Origin of the sequence: Algoriella xinjiangensis (assembly GCF_900115015.1) — a bacterium.
Taxonomy (GTDB): Bacteria; Bacteroidota; Bacteroidia; order Flavobacteriales; family Weeksellaceae; genus Empedobacter; species Empedobacter xinjiangensis.
The window spans coordinates 202,901-224,986 of the sequence record NZ_FOUZ01000003.1; the positions used below are offsets into that span (position 1 = coordinate 202,901).

At 34.0% G+C, this 22,086-nt stretch carries 14 protein-coding genes; 7 read left to right on the plus strand and 7 right to left on the minus strand.

Annotated elements, in window-relative coordinates; genetic code table 11:
• Window positions 1-13 precede the first annotated feature (13 nt).
• The 4 genes from nusA to ggt all read left to right on the plus strand — a co-directional run bounded on the left by nusA (window position 14) and on the right by ggt (window position 9,206).
• Entirely contained in the window at window positions 14-1,249 is a 1,236-nt protein-coding gene (gene nusA, locus BM072_RS04070; protein WP_092906812.1) for a transcription termination factor NusA, read from the plus strand.
• Between the two features lie 68 nt (window positions 1,250-1,317).
• Entirely contained in the window at window positions 1,318-4,443 is a 3,126-nt protein-coding gene (gene infB / locus BM072_RS04075) for a translation initiation factor IF-2 (RefSeq protein WP_092906814.1), read from the plus strand.
• Between the two features lie 223 nt (window positions 4,444-4,666).
• Window positions 4,667-7,459, plus strand: coding sequence for a TonB-dependent receptor (locus BM072_RS04080; RefSeq protein ID WP_092906816.1), 2,793 nt, complete (start codon window positions 4,667-4,669; stop codon window positions 7,457-7,459).
• A gap of 79 nt (window positions 7,460-7,538) precedes the next feature.
• Window positions 7,539-9,206, plus strand: a complete 1,668-nt coding sequence (gene ggt, locus BM072_RS04085) for a gamma-glutamyltransferase (RefSeq protein WP_092906818.1) — start codon at window positions 7,539-7,541, stop codon at window positions 9,204-9,206.
• A 34-nt stretch (window positions 9,207-9,240) separates the two neighbouring features.
• On the opposite strand, the gene BM072_RS04090 is transcribed toward ggt, so the two are convergent.
• The 7 genes from BM072_RS04090 to hutH all read right to left on the minus strand — a co-directional run bounded on the left by BM072_RS04090 (window position 9,241) and on the right by hutH (window position 16,508).
• Window positions 9,241-9,522 (minus strand): GNAT family N-acetyltransferase, encoded by a 282-nt coding sequence (locus tag BM072_RS04090; protein ID WP_092906820.1) that lies wholly within the window; start codon window positions 9,520-9,522, stop codon window positions 9,241-9,243.
• A gap of 27 nt (window positions 9,523-9,549) precedes the next feature.
• Entirely contained in the window at window positions 9,550-10,422 is an 873-nt protein-coding gene (locus BM072_RS04095; protein WP_092906822.1) for a pirin family protein, read from the minus strand.
• A gap of 591 nt (window positions 10,423-11,013) precedes the next feature.
• Entirely contained in the window at window positions 11,014-11,298 is a 285-nt protein-coding gene (locus BM072_RS04100) for a GIY-YIG nuclease family protein (RefSeq protein ID WP_092906824.1), read from the minus strand.
• A gap of 360 nt (window positions 11,299-11,658) precedes the next feature.
• Entirely contained in the window at window positions 11,659-12,444 is a 786-nt protein-coding gene (locus tag BM072_RS04105; RefSeq protein ID WP_092906826.1) for an SDR family oxidoreductase, read from the minus strand.
• A 13-nt stretch (window positions 12,445-12,457) separates the two neighbouring features.
• Entirely contained in the window at window positions 12,458-14,437 is a 1,980-nt protein-coding gene (locus BM072_RS04110) for a urocanate hydratase (protein WP_092906828.1), read from the minus strand.
• 64 nt (window positions 14,438-14,501) lie between these two features.
• Window positions 14,502-14,888 carry a ribosomal maturation YjgA family protein gene (locus BM072_RS04115; protein WP_092906830.1) on the minus strand — a complete coding sequence of 129 codons (387 nt, stop codon included), beginning with the start codon at window positions 14,886-14,888 and terminating at the stop codon, window positions 14,502-14,504.
• Window positions 14,889-14,999: 111 nt separating this feature from the next.
• The gene (hutH, locus tag BM072_RS04120; protein ID WP_092906832.1) at window positions 15,000-16,508 is read right to left on the minus strand and encodes a histidine ammonia-lyase; all 1,509 of its coding nucleotides are present in this window, start codon (window positions 16,506-16,508) and stop codon (window positions 15,000-15,002) included.
• 138 nt (window positions 16,509-16,646) lie between these two features.
• On the opposite strand from hutH, the gene folE reads away from it, so the two are divergent.
• The 3 genes from folE (at window position 16,647) to BM072_RS04135 (ending at window position 22,080) form a co-directional block, all read left to right on the plus strand.
• On the plus strand, window positions 16,647-17,324 hold the full coding sequence (gene folE / locus BM072_RS04125; RefSeq protein WP_092906834.1) for a GTP cyclohydrolase I FolE: 678 nt from the start codon (window positions 16,647-16,649) through the stop codon (window positions 17,322-17,324).
• Window positions 17,325-17,344: 20 nt separating this feature from the next.
• Window positions 17,345-18,817 (plus strand): cysteine--tRNA ligase, encoded by a 1,473-nt coding sequence (cysS, locus tag BM072_RS04130; protein ID WP_092906836.1) that lies wholly within the window; start codon window positions 17,345-17,347, stop codon window positions 18,815-18,817.
• 155 nt (window positions 18,818-18,972) lie between these two features.
• The gene (locus BM072_RS04135) at window positions 18,973-22,080 is read left to right on the plus strand and encodes a SusC/RagA family TonB-linked outer membrane protein (protein WP_092906838.1); all 3,108 of its coding nucleotides are present in this window, start codon (window positions 18,973-18,975) and stop codon (window positions 22,078-22,080) included.
• Window positions 22,081-22,086 lie beyond the last annotated feature (6 nt).

Sequence of the window (22,086 nt, forward strand, 5' to 3'; positions counted from 1 at the left end):
AATTTAAAATGTAATGGACAATCTTGCATTAATCGAGTCTTTTGGAGATTTTAAAGACGATAAGAATATCGACCGTATTACACTTATGGCTATCCTAGAAGAAGCCTTAAAAAGTGTATTGAAAAAGAAATATGGTTCTGATGATAACTTTGACATTATTGTAAATCCTGACAAAGGAGATTTAGAAATTTGGCATAACCGTATTGTTGTAGAAGACGGTTTTTCTGAAGACGATGCAACAGATATCGAATTAGCTGAAGCACGTAAAATTGAACCAGATTTTGAAGTAGGTGAAGAAGTTTCGGAAAAAATTCCGATCGAAGCATTAGGTCGTCGTGCCATTTTAACTTTACGCCAAACATTGGTTTCTAAAGTTATGGAGCATGATAACTCTAACTTATACGAAAAATTTAAAGGATTAATAGGAGAAGTTATTTCAGGAGAAATTCACTATGTACGTCACAAACACGTGATAATCATGGATGATGATCAAAACGAAATGATTTTACCAAAAGAAAATCAAATACCATCAGATTTTTTCAGAAAAGGAGAAACATTGCGTGCAATTGTTGATGATGTAAAATTAAGAGGCGCAAAACCTCAAATTATTTTATCAAGAACATCACCAAAATTCTTAGAGAAATTATTTGAACAAGAAATTCCAGAAATTTTAGACGGATTAATTACAATCAAAAATGTAGTTCGTATCCCTGGAGATAAAGCAAAAGTTGCAGTAGAATCTTACGACGATCGTATTGATCCTGTAGGAGCTTGTGTTGGTATGAAAGGTTCTCGTATTCACTCAATCGTTCGCGAATTACGCAACGAGAATATCGATGTAATCAATTATACAAGCAACCAAAGTTTATATATACAACGTGCATTAAGCCCAGCTAAAATCGCAAATATAGAGATTGACGAAGAGCGTAACAAAGCGTTAGTACATGTAAATGCAGACGAAGTTTCTAAAGCAATTGGTAAAGGAGGTTATAACGTACGTTTAGCTTCTAAACTTGTTGGAATGGAAATTGATATTTTTAGAGAAGGAGTACAAGATGAAGATGTAGAGTTAAGAGAATTCTCTGACGAAATCGATTCTTGGGTAATTGACGCATTTAGCGCCATAGGATTAGATACTGCAAAAAGTATTTTAGAACAAGACGTAGATGACTTAGTAAAACGAACTGACCTAGAAGAGGAAACAATTTTAGACGTAATTCGTGTGTTAAAAGAAGAGTTTGAAGATTAATTCATTCTCAAGTCATAAACAATTTGTAAATTTGCAAAACATTATATAAAATAAGAGATTAGTTTCATATGCCGGAAATAAGATTAAGTAAAGTATTAAAAGAATTAAATATATCAATAGATAGAGCTGTTGATTTTTTAGAAGCCAAAGGTCAAACTGTAGAAAAAAACCCAAACTCTAAAATCGATGTGCCAACTTATGATATTTTAGTTAATGAGTTCCGGTCTGATGCGAAACAAAAGCAAGCTTCCGGTGAAGTAGTCATTAACAAAATTTCTGATATCAAAGCAGCAGAAAAGAAAGAAGCAGACGCAAAAGCGGCAGCCGAAAAACCTGTTGTAATAGAGAAACCTACACCTACAGAAAAAACTGTAGTTGCAGAAAAACCAGAAATTACACAAACGACTAAAGTTGAATTGGAAGGTCCTAAAACTGTTGGTAAAATAGATTTAGATGCTTTAAAACCAAAAGCAAAGCAAGAAAAAGCTGTAGCTAAGGAAGAAGTGAAAAAAGAAGAAATCAAGAAAGAGGAAACTCCAGCTCCAAAAGCTGAAGAAAAACCGAAAGAAGCACCAGTGGAAACAAAAGGTCCTAAAGTGATTAAGGTAATTGATCTTGATAAAATAAATAATACGGGTAAACCTAAAAAGCAAGATTCTCCAGCTCCTAAAAAAGAGCAAGCAGAACCTAAAAAGGCGGAAACACCAAAGGTGGAAGTTAAAAAAGAGGTGAAGAAAGAAGAACCTAAAAAGGTGGAAGAGGTTAAAAAACCTGAAATTAAATCGGAAGCGAAGCCTGAAGTGAAGAAAGAAGAAATTGAAGAAGTAGCGCCTGAATCTCAAAAAATTGAGACCGTTTATACAAAATTAGATGGACCTAATTTTACAGGAACAAAAATTGACTTATCAAAATTTGATAAGAAAAAACCTGAAGATAAAAAAGGGAACCAAAAAGGTGGGAATAGTGCAGCTGACAAAAAGAAGCGCAAGCGTATTCAGAAAAACGTTAAACCAGAAGATGTAGCAAAAACTGGCGATAACGCAAACAATAACAACCGTCAAGGTGGTAATACAAATCACCAAGGTGGTAACAACAACCGTCAAGGAGGAAACACAAATCACCAAGGAGGTAATAACAATAACCGTCAAGGTGGTGGAGCAGGTGCTGGTAATAACAGACCTGGAGGAAACAATAGACCTGGAGGAGCAAATAACAATCGCCCAGGAACAGGAAACAATCGTCCAATAACAAACTACAGAGGTGGACAACGTGTACCTCCAGCAGAACTTTCTGACGAAGATGTTAAAAAACAAATTAAAGACACTTTAGACAAACTTACTAACAAAGGTAAGGGAGCAAAAGGTGCAAAACATAGAAGAGATAAACGTAAAGAACGTCGTGAATATGCTGAATTAGAGCAAGAAGCGATCGACAGAGACAAAACATTACAAGTAACAGAATTTGTAACAGTTAACGAATTAGCTTCGTTAATGGACGTTTCTGTAACAGAAATTATTTCTGCTTGTATGTCTTTAGGAATCATGGTTACCATGAACCAACGTTTAGAAGCTGATACGATTCAATTAGTAGCAGATGATTTCGGATTTGAAGCGAAATTCTCTAATGCAGAAGAAGAAATTTCTACAGAAGAAGAAGAAATCGATGCAGAAGAAGATTTAGTAACTCGTGCACCAATCGTAACGGTTATGGGACACGTAGATCACGGTAAAACATCGTTATTAGATTATGTACGTAAAGCAAACGTAATTGCTGGTGAATCTGGTGGTATTACACAACATATTGGTGCGTACAACGTAACTTTACCTAGTGGAAAACGTGTAGCGTTTTTAGATACTCCTGGTCACGAGGCCTTTACAGCGATGCGTGCTCGTGGAGCTCAAGTAACAGATATTGCAATTATCGTTATTGCGGCGGATGATCAAATCATGCCACAAACACGAGAAGCAATTTCTCACGCTCAAGCAGCCGGAGTACCAATGGTATTCGCAATCAATAAAATTGATAAACAAGGTGCTAATCCAGAAAAAGTAAAAGAGCAATTAGCTCAAATGAATATCTTGGTAGAAGATTGGGGTGGAACATACCAATCTCAAGAAATTTCAGCTAAATCTGGTTTAGGAGTTGAAGATTTATTAGAAAAAGTATTATTAGAAGCTGAAGTATTAGACCTTAAAGCTAATCCAAACCGTAAAGCATCTGGTACAGTTGTAGAAGCTGCATTAGATAAAGGACGTGGATATGTATCTACAATTATTGTACAAACAGGAACTTTAAGCATTGGAGATTATGTATTAGCAGGATCTCACCACGGTAAAGTACGTGCAATGTTAGACGAACGTGGTAAAAATGTACTAAAAGCAGGTCCATCTACACCAGTTACAGTTTTAGGTTTAGACGGTGCACCAGCAGCAGGTGATAAGTTTAAAGTATACGAAGACGAACGTGAAGCGAAACAAATTGCATCTCGTAGAGATCAATTACAACGCGAGCAAACTATTCGTACACAGAAACACATTACGCTTGATGAGATTGGACGTCGTATTGCTTTAGGTGACTTTAAAGAGTTAAATATTATCTTGAAAGGAGATGTGGATGGTTCTGTTGAAGCATTAACAGATTCATTACAAAAACTTTCTACAGAAGAAATCATCGTTAATATCTTACATAAAGGTGTTGGACAAATTACAGAATCTGACGTATTATTAGCTTCTGCTTCTGATGCAATTATTATCGGATTTAACGTTCGTCCAGGTGTTTCTGCTCGTGAAATCGCAGATAAAGAAGAAGTAGAAATCAGAACTTACTCGATTATCTACGCTGCTATCGACGAAATCAAAGAAGCGATGGAAGGTATGTTATCTCCAGAGTTAAAAGAGCAAGTTACAGGTAATATCGAAGTTCGTGAAACATTTAAAGTAACGAAAGTTGGAACAATTGCTGGATGTATGGTTATTGATGGTAAAGTTTACAGAAACTCTAGTATCCGTATCATTCGTGATGGTGTAGTTATTCACGAAGGTGAATTAGCTTCATTGAAACGTTTCAAAGATGACGTAAAAGAAGTTGCTAAAGGTTATGAATGTGGTTTAAACATCAAAAACTTTAATGACATCAAAGAATATGACATCATCGAAGCTTACGAAACAGTAGAAGTTAAAAAGAAATTAAAGTAAATCTAATTTCATATCATATAAAAGGGACTCAATTGAGTCCCTTTTTTTGTGAATAATAATTTGTATAGTTTTATATTGTATGAAAAGTATTCTAATAAATTAATTAAATACAGAATACAATTCTAATTTAACATTATTTTAAAGTTTTGTTTTAGTTTATTCAATTAAGACTTGGTTTATAATCTATAAAGTCTATAAATTTGCTAGACTTTAAGATAATGATATGATAAAAAATAAATACACTCTCAATAAACTATTTTTATTAGCCAGTTTGTTTGGCGGTTCGGTATTATTTGCACAACAAGTAAAAGTGCATGGTATTGTAGAAGACGCCAATGGTCCAATAGCCAATGCAACGGTTAATGTAAAAGGAACAGCAATTAATACAACAACGGATGCAAACGGATTTTACGAAGTTTTAGTAAATCCAGGAAATTATAATATTGTCGTAACAAAAGTCGGAGAGCCAACAAATGAGCAAACGGTTACAATTATAGATGAACAAGAAGTTGATTTAGATTTCTTTTTGAATCAAACAGATCTTAGCGAAGTGGTTTTGATTGGTTCGCGAAGTATTGGGCGTACGCAGTTAGATTCTTCAACACCGGTCGATGTAATTGATATCAAAGAAGTGACAAAAGATGTTGGTCAGGTTTCATTAAACCAGATTTTAAACTACGTTGCACCTTCTTTCAGCTCAAATACGCAAGTTATTTCAGATGGTACAGATCATATCGATCCAGCATCGTTAAGAGGTCTTGGTCCAGATCAAGTTTTGGTTTTGATTAATGGAAAACGTCGTCATACAACGTCTTTAATCAATATTAATGGTTCTTTTGGTAAAGGTTCTGTGGGTACAGATTTAAATGCGATTCCAACTTCGGCAATCAAACGTATCGAGATTTTGCGCGATGGTGCAGCGGCGCAATATGGTTCGGATGCGATTGCAGGTGTTATCAACATTGTGTTAGATGATTCGACTGATAAAGTAAGAGCAAATATTACGTATGGCGGAAATCTTTCGCGTAATGCAGAAGATAATTTTGATGGCGAAACTTTTCAAGCAAATGTAAATTATGGAGTAAAAGTTGGCGACAAAGGTGGTTTTGTAAACTTATCTGGATCGTACGATAAACGTCAACCTTTTAATCGTCAAAAAGAATTTACAGGAACAATTTTTTCTGATTATAATCGACCAGATTTATACCCAAATCCAACTGGAGTAGATATTACAGATGCCGAATTACAACGTCGTGGCGAAACTCGTGGCGATTATGTTTCGCGTATCGGACAATCTAAAAACGAAGGTGGAGCAATCTTTTTAAATTCACTTTTTCCAGTTTCAGATAAAACAGAAATTTATGCTTTTGGAGGTTTAAATTATCGTTTGGGAGAGTCGGCGGCTTTTCGTCGTCAACCAGCGCAATTAAATCAAAATGTTGCAACTATTTTTCCAAATGGTTATATGCCTTTAATCGAAACGAATAATTACGATCGTTCTTTAGCCGCGGGTATCCGAAGCGAAATTGGCGATTGGAAAGTTGATTTTTCAAATACTTACGGTAACAATACAATTGATTTTGGCGTTAAAAATACAGTCAATGCCTCTATGTTAGATTCTTCTCCAACTTCTTTCGAAGCTGGTGGATATCGATTCACTCAAAATACAACCAACCTAGATTTTTCTCGTTATTTTGATAATGCATTAGCAGGGATTAATGTTGCTTTTGGAGCAGAATTTCGTTACGAAAACTATAAAATTGTAGCAGGCGAAGAATCGTCTTATACAAATTATGGTAAAGTTCGTCAGATAGGTGTTGGTACAAATGGACAGCCAATTTATGTTCCGGATTTTAATGGAAATATCAACACATTATTTGCTGCAAATGGTTCTGCTTTTGCAGGCGGAGCACAAGCTTTTCCTGGATTTTTACCCGCTAATGAAGTAGATGCAAGCAGACATTCTGTTGCAGCTTATTTGGATACAGAATTTAATTTTACCAAAAATTGGTTAGTTGCAGCAGCAGTTCGTTACGAAGATTATTCAGATTTTGGCTCAACGTTGAATGGTAAATTATCAACACGATATAAATTAGGAAACTATGTGTTAAGAGCCGCTGCAAGTACAGGATTTAGAGCGCCATCTTTACATCAAATGTATTTTAGTGCTACATCAAGTTTATTTTTAGATGGCTCAATTTCTAATTCAGGAACATTTACAAATGATAGCCGTGCAGCAAAATTATTAGGAATACCAGAATTGAACGAAGAAAAATCAAAAAGTGTTTCGGCTGGTTTTACTGCAAATTGGGGAAAATTTAAGTTAAGTGTAGATGGTTATTTCATCCGAATTGATGATCGCATCATTTATACAGGAACTTTTACAGGTAGCAATGCAACAAATGCGACAACGCAAGACAAAGAAATTTACGAATTGTTGCAACAAGCAAACGCAACTTCTGCACGTTTTTTTGCAAACGCAATTGATACCGAAACCAAAGGTATAGATGTCGTTTTAACGTATCAAGAAAAGTTTGGTTTAGGGAAATTGAGAGCAGATTTATCAGCAACTTTCAATAAAACAAATGTTGTTGGCGATGTACATGCGTCAGATTTACTAAAAGGAAAAGAAGCAACTTATTTTGATCGTTCTAGTCGTATTTACCTAGAATCGGCGGTTCCGCGTACAAAAGTTAATTTATCGTTGAATTATAGTTTAGATAAATGGAACGTGTATTTACGAAACGTGTATTTTGGAGAAGTTGATGGTGCAACAAATAATTTGGCAGATGCGCAGACTTTTGGTGGAAAAGTAATCACAGATTTAAGTTTTGGTTATGCCGTTAACAAAAATATCTCAGTAACTATTGGTGCAAATAATTTGTTAGATATTTATCCTGATAAAACAAATGTTGGTAGTTTACGTGGTGCAGGATATTTCTTGTATTCAAGAACTGGGCAACAATTTGGTACAGGCGGACGATTTGCATTTGCACGTTTAGCTTTAAGTTTATAAAATCTATTGTTTTTAATTTTTACCAAACCCTTATCAATTGATAAAGGTTTGGTAATTTTGTTTTAAATCAAAAATATTCATGAAAAAATATTCATTATTTATACTCACATTTTTTACGGTTTTAAGTGGTTTTGCACAAGAATCGTTTAAAAATGGAATGGTGGTTACGGCTCATCCCGAAGCTTCAAAAGTCGGAATTGATATTCTAAAAAAAGGTGGAAATGCAATTGATGCTTCAATCGCTGTACAGTTTGCTTTGGCGGTTGTTTATCCAAATGCGGGTAATATTGGCGGCGGCGGATTTTTAGTTTACCGCGATGCAAAAGGAAATACAGATGCATTAGATTTTAGAGAAAAAGCACCGCTTAATGCAAAAGAAGATATGTATTGGGACAAAGATGGTAATGCAATTACAGATCTTAGTTTGTACGGACAATTGGCTGCAGGTGTACCAGGAACAGTGGATGGAATGGTAAAAGCACACGAAAAATATGGTAAATTAAGTTGGAAAGAGTTGGTGGCGCCTGCAATTAATTTAGCACAAAAAGGGTTTAAAATTACCAAACAACAAGCCAGCGAATTAACAAATAAACACAACGATTTTGTACGATTAAATGCTAAAACAAATGCATTAACGTCAAAAGTTAATTGGGTTGAAGGTGATTTATTGATTCAAGCAGATTTAGCAAAAACACTAAAATTAATTCAGCAAAAAGGTCGTAAAGGATTTTACGAAGGAAAAACGGCTGATTTAATTGTAAAAGAAATGAATCGTGGAAACGGAATTATTTCGAAGAAAGATTTAGCAGATTATCATTCGGTTTGGCGAACGCCAGTTTCGGGATTGTACAAAGGCTATAAAATTATTTCGATGCCGCCGCCTTCAAGTGGAGGAATTGCGCTGATTTCTTTGTTTCAGTCAGTAGAAGATTATCCGTTAAACAAATGGGGTTTTCAATCAGAAAAAAGTATTCAAACAATTGTAGAAGCAGAACGTCGTGTGTATGCAGATCGCGCAGAACATTTGGGCGATCCAGATTTTGTGAAAGTTCCGCAAGCACAATTATTGAATAAAACTTATAATGTAAACCGAATGAAAGATTTTTCGTTTGATAAAGCAACACCAAGTTCGTCAATCAAAGCAGGAGAAATTATAGGAAAAGAATCGATGGAAACAACACATTATGTGATTGTGGACAAAGACGGAAATGCAGCTTCGGTTACAACAACGTTAAACGGTTCGTACGGTTCTTTGGTTGTTGTAAATGATGCAGGTTTTTTATTGAATAATGAAATGGATGATTTTTCTGTAAAACCAGGAACGCCAAATATGTACGGTTTAGTTGGTGGAAAAGCCAATGCAATTGAGCCTTCTAAACGAATGTTAAGCTCTATGACACCTTCAATTTTAGAGAAAGATGGTAAATTGTTTATGGTTGTCGGTACGCCAGGAGGTTCTACAATTATAACATCGGTTTTTCAAACTATTTTGAATGTGATTGATTTTAATATGACGATGCAAGAAGCGGTTGCAGCACCTCGTTTTCATCATCAATGGTTGCCAGATCAAGTGGATTATGAACCAAAAGCAATCTCGACAAATGTGCGCGAAGCTTTGCAGCAAAAAGGCTATAATTTGAAAGAACGTAAGCCTTATGGACGAGTAGATGGAATTTTAGTAAATCCAGATAAAACCTATCAAGGTGGTGCAGATCCGCGAGGAGATGATACAATTGTAGGATATTAAATAACAAAAAAGGCAATCAATTGATTGCCTTTTTTTATGATAATACGTCTCTTATTTCTGGATCTTTTTCGAATTGTGCTTTTGCAAAAGGACACAATGGTATAACTTTTACATTATCTTTTCTTGCCCAATCAACCAATTGGATTAATAAATTTTTTCCGACTCCTTGTCCACCATAAGCTTCATCAACTTCTGTATGGTCAATAATTATTTTGTCTGCTCCAGCCCAAACATAAGCCATTTCTCCAGCTCTTTTATCGCCATCAACTGCAACAAAAGCACCGTTTTTTTTGTCATCAATTTGTTTAATTTCCATCTTGTTTTTTTATTTATAGTTGAATGATTAGTTTTCTAATGTACCAAATTTCCCGTTATTGAAATCATCAAAAGCGGCGCGAATTTCGTCTTGTGTATTCATCACAAAAGGTCCATAAGAAGCAATTGGTTCGTTAAGAGGTTCTCCACTCAAAATTAATACCACACTATTTCCTGTTGCTTCAATCTCAAAATTTTCTCCTTCGTTTGCAAAAAGTAATAAATGATCTGTAGGTACAATTTCTTCGTTATTTACCTTTATTTCACCTTCAATCACTAATAAAGCCGTGTTGTAATGAGCAGGAAAATTAAAGCTAGCTTTTCCACCACTAGTCAATTTTGCATTCAACATATTAACAGGCGAAAATGTAGAAGCTGCACCTTTTGTTTGATTATATTCTCCAGCAATAACTTCTATCGTTCCGTTTTCTACTTCAACAGTCGGTATATTTTTATGCTCGATTGCTTGATATTTTGGCGCACTCATTTTATCCTTTGCAGGTAAATTTATCCAAAGCTGAACCATTTGAAAGATTCCTCCTTTTTTATAAAATTCTTCTGCATGATACTCTTTGTGTAAAACTCCCGAAGCGGCAGTCATCCATTGCACATCACCTTGGTGAATTGTTCCGCCACCACCAGCGCTATCATGATGTGAAACACTGCCTTGGTACGCAATAGTTACGGTTTCGAAACCACGATGCGGATGCACGCCAACACCTTTTGGAATGTCAGTTGCAGGAAAATTAAATTTTGAATTATAATCTAACATAATAAATGGATCCATTCTTTTCATGTCTAAATGAAATCCACTTGGAATGAAGTTGTGAACTCTAAAGCCATCACCTACAAAGTGTGGTTCTTTTGGCGCAACGACTATTTCTATTTTTTTTGTGTTCATAATGGTATGATTTATTTACACAAATTTACAAGGAGCTAAAACCAATAATCTTGATGTAAGGTAATTAGTTTTATGCGTCATTCTGAATTCATTTCAGAATCACATGTTGTTTTATGATGATGAGATGTTGAAACGAGTTCAACATGACGAGGTTTTATATTAAATTCAGTAGTCATCCTGAATTCATTTCAGAATCACATGTTGCTTTATGATGATGAGATGTTGAAACGAGTTCAACATGACGAGATTTTATATTAAATCCAATAGTCATCCTGAATTTATTTCAGAATCACATGTTATTTTATGATGATGAGATGTTGAAGCGAGTTCAACATGACAAGATTTTATATTAAATTCAGTAGTCATTCTGAACTTATTTCAGAATCACATGTTGCTTTATGATGATGAGATGTTGAAACGAGTTCAACATGACAATATTTTATATTAAATTCAGTAGTCATCCTGAATTTATTTCAGGATCACATGTTGCTTTATGATGATGAGATGTTGAAACAAGTTCAACATGACAAGATTTTATATTAAATCAAGTAGTCATCCTGAATTCATTTCAGGATCACATCAAGAAGTCAGTCATTCAAAAATATTTATATCTTTTAAAGTTGGATTAAATTGCTTAATCAAATTAATTTTCCATTCACGTTTCCAATTTTTCAATTGTTTTTCTCTTGCTATGGCTTCATGAATAGAAGAAAATTCTTCGAAATAGATTAATGAATGTACATTATATTTTTTAGTAAAAATACTTCCGTTATTTTCTTTATGCTCGATAATCCTTTTCGAAAGATTATTTGTAACACCAATATAAAATACGGTCCTATACTTATTTGTTAAGATGTAGACATAGTATAAATTCATATTGATAGCTTTTATAATGAAGAGCTTGTTTTAGGAAATATATTGGTTTTTTATGATGAGAAGCTGAACTAAATTCAGCTTGACAAGATTTGAGTAAAATTCAGTTTGATAAATATCGTACGTCATTCTGAACTTGTTTCAGAATCACATGTTGTTTTATGATGATGAGATGTTAAAACGAGTTCAACATGACGAGGTTTTGTATTAAATCCAGTAGTCATCCTGAATTCATTTCAGGATCACATGTTGTTTTGTTATGATGAGATGTTGAAACGAGTTCAACATGACAAGATTTTATATTAAATTCAGTAGTCATCCTGAATTCATTTCAGAATCACATTAAGTTTGCGAAAAACATTTTTAAGTTACCTTTTGTTTACGCATCATTTTAGAGAATAATCGAGGAAAAAAACGTTTGATATAAACACCATAAATTTCTTTTCCGCCAATATAAACTTCTTCTTTTTTAGACGAAATTGCGTTATACATTTTCTCAGCGAAAACATCTACATGCATTCCTTTTACTTGCGCATCGTCCATTGTTCCTTGGTTTTTACCATTACCAACTAATGCATTTATAGAAACATTGGTATTGATAAAACCTGGACAAACGATGGTTACAGAAATATTTTTGTCCCAAACTTCAGATCTTAACGAATCGAAATAACCATGCAAAGCATGTTTTGCAGCTGAATAAGAAGAACGGAATTTTGTACCGAATTTTCCGACAAGACTTGTTACGGTTACAATTTGACCGCCATTATTTGCAATCATTTTAGGAAGAATTGATTTTGAGAGAACCACAGTTCCCCAAAAATCAATTCTCATAATACGTTGTTCGGTTTCTAGATTAGTTTCTAAAGCTAAACTGCGTTGAGAAATTCCACCATTATTGATGAGAATATCTATTTTACCAAATAGTTCCCAAGCTTCATTTGCTTTGTTGTTTAAAGAGTCTAAATCTTCTAAATCCAAAGGTAAAATTTTAATATTCTCTGAAAAAACACATTGTTCTTTCACTTTTTGTAAAGCGATTTCATTTCGAGAAGAAATGATGACATTGTATTTTTCCTTAGAAAATTTGTAAGCCAAAGCTTCTCCAATTCCCGAAGAAGCTCCCGTAATCCAAACAACTTTATTTTGCATTTTTATTGATAATTTACAACAAATTTTCGTCTACAATATTCGGCAAAGTAACTTTCAACAAAGGTTCTGCTTCCATCGCACGTTTTATGGCAAAAATAGCTTCATCATTTCTTGCCCAAGAACGGCGCGCAATTCCATTATTTACATCCCAATGTAACATAGATTTCAGACGGTTTTCGGCATCTTGTGTTCCGTCTAATAACATTCCGAAACCACCGTTGATTACTTCTCCCCAACCAACGCCGCCGCCGTTGTGAATAGAAACCCAAGTTGCGCCACGAAAACTATCGCCAATTACATTATGAATTGCCATATCTGCTGTGAATTTTGAACCATCATAAATGTTAGAGGTCTCACGGAAAGGAGAATCCGTTCCCGAGACATCATGATGATCACGGCCTAAAACTACCGCTCCAATTGTACCATTCGCAATTGCATCGTTAAATGCTTTGGCAATTTTGATACGACCTTCGGCATCTGCATATAAAATTCGGGCTTGAGAACCCACCACCAATTTATTTTCTTGCGCACCTTTAATCCAAGTGATATTATCTTGCATTTGTTGCTGAATTTCTCTTGGCGAAGATTTCATGATTTCTTCTAAAACTTGACACGCAATTTCGTCGGTTTTTTGTAAATCTTCTGGCTTTCCTGAAGCACAAACCCAACGGAATGGTCCAAATCCAAAATCGAAACACATCGGTCCCATAATATCTTGAACATAAGAAGGATATTTAAAATCGATACCATTTTCAGCCATCACATCTGCACCTGCGCGAGAAGCTTCTAATAAAAAGGCATTTCCGTAATCGAAGAAATACGTTCCTTTTGCTGTATGTTTATTGACCGCTGCCGCATGACGACGTAAGGTTTCTTGTACTTTTTCTTTGAATAAATCAGGATTTTCGCCCATCATTTGATTGGATTCTTCCACCGTTAATCCAACTGGATAATAACCACCAGCCCAAGGATTGTGCAAAGAAGTTTGATCTGATCCTAAATCGATATAAACATCTTCTTGATCAAATTTTTCCCAAACATCCACGATATTTCCGTCGTAAGCGATAGAAACTACTTCTTTATCAGCTTTTGCTTTTTTAACGCGTGTTACTAATTCATCTAAATCTGTAATCACTTGGTCTACCCAACCTTGCTCATGACGCTTGTAAGTCGCTGCAGGATTGACTTCTGCCGTTACCGAGATAACGCCAGCAATATTTCCTGCTTTGGGTTGAGCGCCACTCATACCGCCAAGACCTGCTGTTACAAATAATTTTCCAGCCGTGCCATCTTCGCTAATTTTTCGACAACCATTTAAAACTGTAATTGTTGTTCCGTGTACAATTCCTTGTGGCCCAATGTACATATAACTTCCGGCAGTCATTTGTCCATATTGAGAAACACCTAATGCATTAAATTTTTCCCAATCATCTGGTTTCGAGTAATTAGGAATCATCATTCCATTAGTTACCACAACTCTTGGTGCATTTTTGTGCGAAGGAAATAAACCCATCGGATGACCAGAATACATCACCAAAGTTTGTTCATCTGTCATTTCAGACAAATATTTCATCGTCAAAAGATATTGTGCCCAGTTTTGGAAAACAGCACCATTTCCACCATAGGTAATTAATTCTTCGGGATGTTGTGCCACAGCAGGATCCAAGTTATTTTGAATCATTAACTGAATTGCTTTTGCTTGATCGCACGCACCTGGATAATCTGTAATTGGATGCGCATACATCTCATAATCTGGACGTAAACGATACATGTAAATACGACCGTATTTTTGTAATTCGTCTTTAAATTCAGGAATTAATTCGGCATGAAACTGTGGTTCAAAATAACGCAAGGCGTTTTTAATTGCCAGTTTTTTCTCTTCTTCAGATAATATTTCTTTACGTTTTGGGGCGTGACTGAATTGAGTATTTAAAGGTTTTATGGATGGTAATTTTGAAGGAATTCCTTGTTTTATTTGGTCTTGAAATGTCATTTTTTGTGTGTTTTATTTTTTTATTATGATGAGATGTTGAAACAAGTTCTACATGACAAAGTTTTTAAGTTATTGTAACATCGTTTTTTCTCAAATCTTTATCGATGAAAAATAAAAGGATAAAACCAATAAAGTAGCACAATAAATCAATCCAAGAAAACGAAGTTCCGATAATGATTCGTGCAGCTTTATTGTGACCTAAACCTATTAATTCGACAAAATTAAAATACTGTAAAATTTCTACGAAAAAAGAAAATAGTAAGGTAAAAATGGCGATGTAAATTGGTTGAATTCTAAGAAAAGCTTTGATAAAATAATAGATAAAAATAACCACCAAAATATCGCCAACAAATGGTCTGATAATTTGATCGTGAATGTAGAGCGCTATCAAAACTTCTATTATAAAGATGATGATTGCAATGCAAAATGATTTTTTATCGAATTTGAACATATATTTTGTTTGTCATTTTGAGCTACTCGAAGAATCTTACTTATTTCAGAATCGCATCATGCTAAATTCTAAAATGTGAAGCTGAATTTCGTTCAGCTTCACAAATTTATTTTATGATCTCATGATTAATTTTATAAAATCGTCTGTTTGTAGCAAATCAATAATATTGTTGATGTCATCTCCAATTAATCGATCTTCTTCTAATTTTGGACAAACAGAACGTACTGCTGCAAAAACTTCTTCTAAATATGGACTTGATTTTTTAGGTCTTCTAAACTCTAAACCTTGGCAAGCGTACATTAATTCTATTGCTAAAATTCGTTCTACATTTTCTAAAACTTGATTGAATTTTCGTCCTGAAATACTTCCCATCGAAACATGATCTTCTTGTCCTAGTGATGTTGGAATAGAATCGGCCGAAGCAGGAAAACACAATGTTTTGTTTTCTGTACAAAGTGCCGCAGTTGTGTATTGAGGAATCATGAAACCAGAATTTAAACCAGAACTTTCTGTTAATAATTTAGGTAAACCATATTTTCCTTCTAATAATAAATATGAACGACGATCTGAAATATTTCCTAATTCGGAAGCTGCTACAGTTGCGTAATCTAGTGCCATTGCTAATGGTTGTCCGTGGAAATTACCACCCGAAATTGCTTCTTCATCCGAAATTACAATAGGGTTGTCTGTAACAGAATTTAATTCGGTTTCAGCTAATTCTTTTAAGTGAAAATAGGCATTGCGAGAAGCTCCGTGTACTTGCGGCATACAACGTAAAGAATATGGATCTTGTACGCGTCCGCAATCTTGATGCGAATAAGCAATTTCTGATTCTTTTAATAATTTTCTGATTCTTTCTGCAACCAATAAAGTTCCTTTAAATGGACGAATTTGGTGTAATTCTTCTCTAAACGGACTTGGCGAACCTTCGTAAGCTTCTAATGATAAAGCACCAGAAACGTCTGCTAAGTTTAATAAATATTCAAATTTTTCTAACCCATTTAACGCATGAGATAAAATAAATTGTGTTCCATTTATTAATCCCAAACCTTCTTTGGCAGATAAATGCAAAGGCTCTAAATTATGTTTTGCTAAAGCTTCTTTTGTCGTGATAATTTTATCACCTTCCCACACTTTTCCTTCGCCCAATAATGGCAAAAATAAGTGAGATAATGGTGCTAAATCTCCAGATGCACCAACCGATCCTTTTTCGGGAACAACTGGTATAATATCTTTTTCTACCATTAACAAAATACGTTCTACAACCTCTAATGTTACACCAGAATAGCCTTTTGATAATGCATGCGCTTTGGCAATTAACATAGTTTTAGAATATTCTTTTTTGATAGGGTTTCCTACACCAACGGCATGGCTTATAAGTAAATTGTGCTGTAATTGGCGTGTTTCTTCTTCGGATATTTTAGTGTCGCATAATGGACCAAATCCAGTATTGATACCATAAACTGTTTGTCCAGAAGCAACTATTTTAGCAACATTTTGTTGCGATTTTAAGATTTGTTTTTTGCTTTCTTCATTCAATTCAATTTCGATGTTTCCTTGCTTAATTCCTTTGTAGTCCTCAAAAGAAAGGAAATCGATTCCGTAAGTCTTTTTGATCATTTTTTTGATTTTGTGTCAATTCAAAGATAAACTTTTCCTTGATTAGATAAAAGATAGAAATCATTTCTAAAGTAATATTTGATGTTTGATAAGGTTTTATAAGACTAACTTTTATAAATTTGCATAAATTTTTATGTAATGTGTGATAAACATCTTCATGACGAAATGGAAGACGACCATTTCTCAGCTAATTTAGAAACGCCTTTAAAAGCTGATGCATTTGAGTTGTCTGCAGAAGAAAAAGTGAAAATGATTGAGGGAGATTTTCGTAAAATCATGGAAACTTTAGGTTTGGATTTAACAGACGATAGTTTGAAAGGAACCCCAAAACGTGTTGCAAAAATGTTTGTAAACGAAATTTTTGGCGGTTTACTTCCTGAAAGAAAACCAGGAATGTCGACTTTTGAAAATAAATATAAGTACAATCAAATGTTGGTTGAAAAGGATATCGTGGTTTATTCGACTTGCGAACATCATTTTTTACCAATTGTTGGACGTGCGCATGTGGCTTACATTTCGAAAGGAAAAGTAATCGGTTTGTCTAAAATGAATCGTATTGTTGAGTATTATTCGAAAAGACCACAAGTACAAGAGCGTTTAACAATGCAAATTGTAAAAGCAATGCAAGATGCATTAGGAACAGATGATGTGGCTTGTATTATAGATGCAAAACATTTGTGTGTAAATTCGCGTGGTATCAAAGATATCGAATCGAGCACGGTGACTGCCGAATATGGTGGTGCATTTAAAGAAAGTGAACAATTAAGAAAAGAGTTGATTGCCTATATTGGAATGAAAACTGCTTTCAACGTCTAAAAAATATAAACCCAAAATAGATGGTAAAAGAACATCAATTAAAAGTACATAATTCCTTATCAGGACAAAAGGAAACATTCGAACCAATTAATTTAGATAATATTGGGATGTATGTTTGTGGACCTACGGTTTATAGTAATGTGCATTTAGGAAATGTGCGTACGTTTATGTCTTTCGATATGATCTATCGTTACCTGAAATTTTTAGGATATAAAGTACGTTACGTTCGTAATATTACAGATGCTGGGCATTTAACTGATGACGGAAATGTAGAAAATGATCGTTTTGTAAAACAATCTAAATTAGAGAAATTAGAACCAATGGAAATTGTACAGAAATATACTGTTGATTTTCATAAAGTTTTAGAAAAATTTAATTTATTACCGCCAACAATAGAGCCTACAGCAACGGGACATATTTTAGAGCAAATTGCTTTAGCAGAAAAATTAATTGATTTAGGATTTGCTTATGAAGTAAATGGATCAGTTTATTTTGATGTAGAAGCCTACAATAAGAAGGGATTAGATTATGGTGAATTAAGTAACCGTAATATTGATGAATTAATCAGTAATTCGCGCGATTTAGATGGGCAAGGAGAGAAGAAAAATCCAGTAGATTTTGCACTGTGGAAAAACGCTTCGCCTGCACACATTATGCGTTGGAATTCTCCTTGGGGAGATGGTTTTCCAGGTTGGCACCTAGAATGTACAGTAATGAGTACAAAATATCTTGGTGATTATTTTGATATTCATGGAGGAGGAATGGATTTAAAATTCCCTCACCACGAATGCGAAATAGCACAGGCAAAAGGATCTAATGGTCACGAACCTGTAAAATATTGGCTACACGCTAATATGTTGACAATGAATGGTCAGCGTATGAGTAAATCGACAGGAAACTACATTTTACCAATGCAATTGGTAGATGGAGAAAACGATTTTTTTGAGAAAGCTTTTCATCCAAGTGTTGTTCGTTTTTGTTTCTTACAAGCACATTATCGCAGTGTTTTAGATATTTCGAATGATGCAATGTTAGCTAGCGAAAAAGGATTTACACGTTTAGTAGAAGCGATAAAAACCTTAGAAATTCTTCAACCAAAAAATACATCTACAGTTCATATTGCAGATTTAGAGCAAAAGCTTTACACTGCAATGGACGATGATTTTAATACGCCAATTTTAATTGCACATTTATTTGATGCAGTTAAAATGATTAATTCTATAAAAGATAATTCAGAAGATATTTCTGCTGAAGATCTTACACGATTAAAAACAATAATGCATGGTTTTGTGTTTGACGTTTTAGGATTGCAGACAGAAAATACAAACGTAAATTCTGATAAATTAGATGGTGTTGTTAAGATGCTAATCGAAATGCGTAATCAAGCGCGTGTAGATAAAAACTGGGCTTTATCAGATCAAATTCGCGATCAATTAAGCGCTTTAGGAATCCAATTAAAAGACGGATCCGAAGGAACAAGTTATACTTTTTAAAGTAATTTTATTCTCATATAAATAAAAAACCGCTTTTTAAGCGGTTTTTTTTATTTCTAAATATTCAAAATTGGAATTGATTTTTTAACAAAACATTTGTAAAGTTTAAGAATATTTCACATATTTGTAATAATTAGCACTAAAAATTAACATAAATGAGGAAAAGATTTACATCTTTAAGTGTCCTGTCATTATTTATGATGGGAGGATTGACTTATGCTCAGGTCTCAGGAGTCTTACGAGATTCTAATAATTTTCCAGTTGAAGAAGCGGAAGTTGTTGTAAAGAGTACTGGAGTAAAAGTTTACACAGACGGAGAAGGTAATTTTAATGTAGATGCCAAAGTTGGCGATATACTTAAGATTATTGATTCTAATGGAAAAGAGAATATAGTAAAAGTTACTTCAACTAATTTAGGGGTAGTACGTTTTTCTAAATCTGATGCAGATAATATTGAATTACAAACTGTAAACCTTATTGGAGGAATTAAACTTGATCCTGCTCAAAAAGTAGGTTCTTATACAATTGTTTCAAGAGATAATTTTGAGAGTACACCAGTTTCATCTGTAGATGAGGTTTTAAATGGTCGTGTTGCAGGACTTAATTATTCTACAGCCAGCGGAGATCCAGGGTCATCTAATATGATTGTGATTCGTGGAGTTGGGTCTATTTTAGGAACTCCAAATCCATTATACGTTGTAGATGGTATTGTGGTTGGTAAAGGAGCAGATAATGCAAGTTTGATGGAGTCATGGAATCCTTTGTCTTCTATTGATCCAAATATGATTGAAAATGTTACCGTTCTTAAAGACGCTTCTGCAACAGCATTATATGGTGCACGTGGAGCAAATGGTGTAATTATGATTACAACAAAGAAAGGTAAATTTGGTCAAAAGCCACGTTTTAATTATTCTTCGGATATGGCCATACAAGATATCGCTTTTGATAAAATTAATATGATGAATGCCAATCAATATCACCAATATGGAGGGCAGATATATTTTAATTCTCAACAAGCTTTAGGAACAACATTTAATTCTTTAGAAGATGCAACAGCTAAGTTTATAACAGATAAAGATGCTGGTTGGGATGGTAAAGAAACGGATTGGAGAAAAGCAGTACAACGTAATCAATCTTTTGTAAATACGTATAATTTTTCTGTAGCAGGTGGTACAAATGGTATTTCGTACAGAGCAGGTTTAACTTATTACAAGAATAAACCACTAATTCAAACAACAGATTTTGATAGAAAGAGTGCAATTCTTGCATTTGATCAAAAGATAACAGAAAATTTAAAATATGGATTTTCTATAAATTATACAGGTGTTAAAAGAAAAACAATTCCTGATGCAAATGCTTCGGCAAATCCATGGTTATCGTCATTATTTATACCTTCAAGTAAGCCAATTTATAATGCGGATGGTACATATAATCAAACTAATTTAGGAGAAGTAACAGAAGGTTTTAATCCTATCGGAAATCTAAATAATAACTATTTAAAAGGAAAAGTAGACACTTATTTAGGATCTTTTACTGCTGAATATAAATTTCTTCGATATCTTACTTTTAATACTGTATTTGGAGGGCAAAGACAAATAATGGATGAAGTAGTTTGGTGGAATCCAAAGTATGGAGATGGTATTGCTCAAAATGGATTAATGCAGACAGGTGATACTAGAATTTGGGACTGGAACTGGACAAACACGTTGTCATTCAGAAAGAAATTTAATGATATACATGATTTTGATTTTGCAATTGGAACGGATTATCAAGATCACGAATATAAATTAGGACAAAGACAAGGACGAGATTTCTCAGAACCTATTCCAGATTTTCAATATTCAGATCCAGATAAATTTGTAGATGTAACAACAGGAGCGGGAACGTTTTATAAATGGAGACAAGATTCTTATTTTTCTAAATTAAGTTATGTCTACAATAACAAATTTACTTTTGCAGGACAGTTTAGATATGATAGAGTTTCAGTTTTACCTAAAAAGAACAGAGGAGGTTTATTCTGGTCATTAGGGGGTACTTGGAATGTAGGTAAAGAAGAATTTTTAAAAGGATCATCAGTTGTTAATAACTTAATTTTAAAGGCAAGTTATGGTCGTTTAGGTAACGTGCCATTTGCCGATATGTGGGGTAGACAATATGATTATTATTCATTAGTTTCATCATCTACAACAACACCATATCCATATGGAGATAATTTCTTTTCACAAATTTCATCATCAGGAAACGCTAATTTAGATTGGGAGATTTCAAAACAATTAGATGTTGGATTTGAGATGAGTTTGTATAAAAATGCCTTAGACATCTCTTTCTCTTATTATGACAAACAAACAGAAGGAGCTTTGTTTAATGCAGTAACAAAATCAGAATCTGGGAATCCTACAAGCTATATCGCAAATGTTTCAGATATATCAAACAAGGGTTTTGAAGTTACTTTAACAAGTTCTCCATTTAGAAAAGAGTTTAAATGGGATATTAACGGAAACTTTTCTCGAAATATTAATAAAATTGAGAAATTAAACATCGAAGAAGACATCTATCTTATCTCTGACATGACTGCCTTATCTGCTGGTAAATTATTAGGAGAATACTATACATGGTTATGGGCTGGACCTAATAATGATCCAAATGTAGGTGAGTTAGGAGTAGGTTCTTGGTATACTGACGGTACAAAAACTGCAACTACAACAGACAAAAGTAAAGCAGAAAAAGCATGGTTAGGAAAATCAGCATTTCCTAAATATCTAGTAGGTTTATCAAATACCTTTTCTTACAAAGGAGTTTCATTAAGTGTATTGTTTACAGGACAATTTGATTTTTATGTACATAATGGTTATCACTCATTCTTTTATAATGACGGAAATTTCCCAGGTCGAAACCAAATTGCAGATGCAATGGATTATTGGACACCCGAAAATACAGATGCAGCAAATCCAAAACCACAGTTAAATAATCCGAACAATAGCCGCTTAGAGTCTGATAGATGGATGCGTAAAGGAGATCATATCCGATTAAAAGAAGTAAAATTAGCTTATTCGTTTGGTGATAAATTTAAACAACAAACAGGTGTTAAAAATTTAGTGTTCTATGTAAAAGGATTTAATATGTGGACATACGCATTTGATAAAGATCTAAACTTTGATCCAGAATCAATCGAAAACGCGTGGTCTTTTGAAGGAAAAGGGGTATTTAATTATACAACACCTATCATTAAGAGTTTATCAATTGGTATGTCGTTAGATTTTTAAAATTTA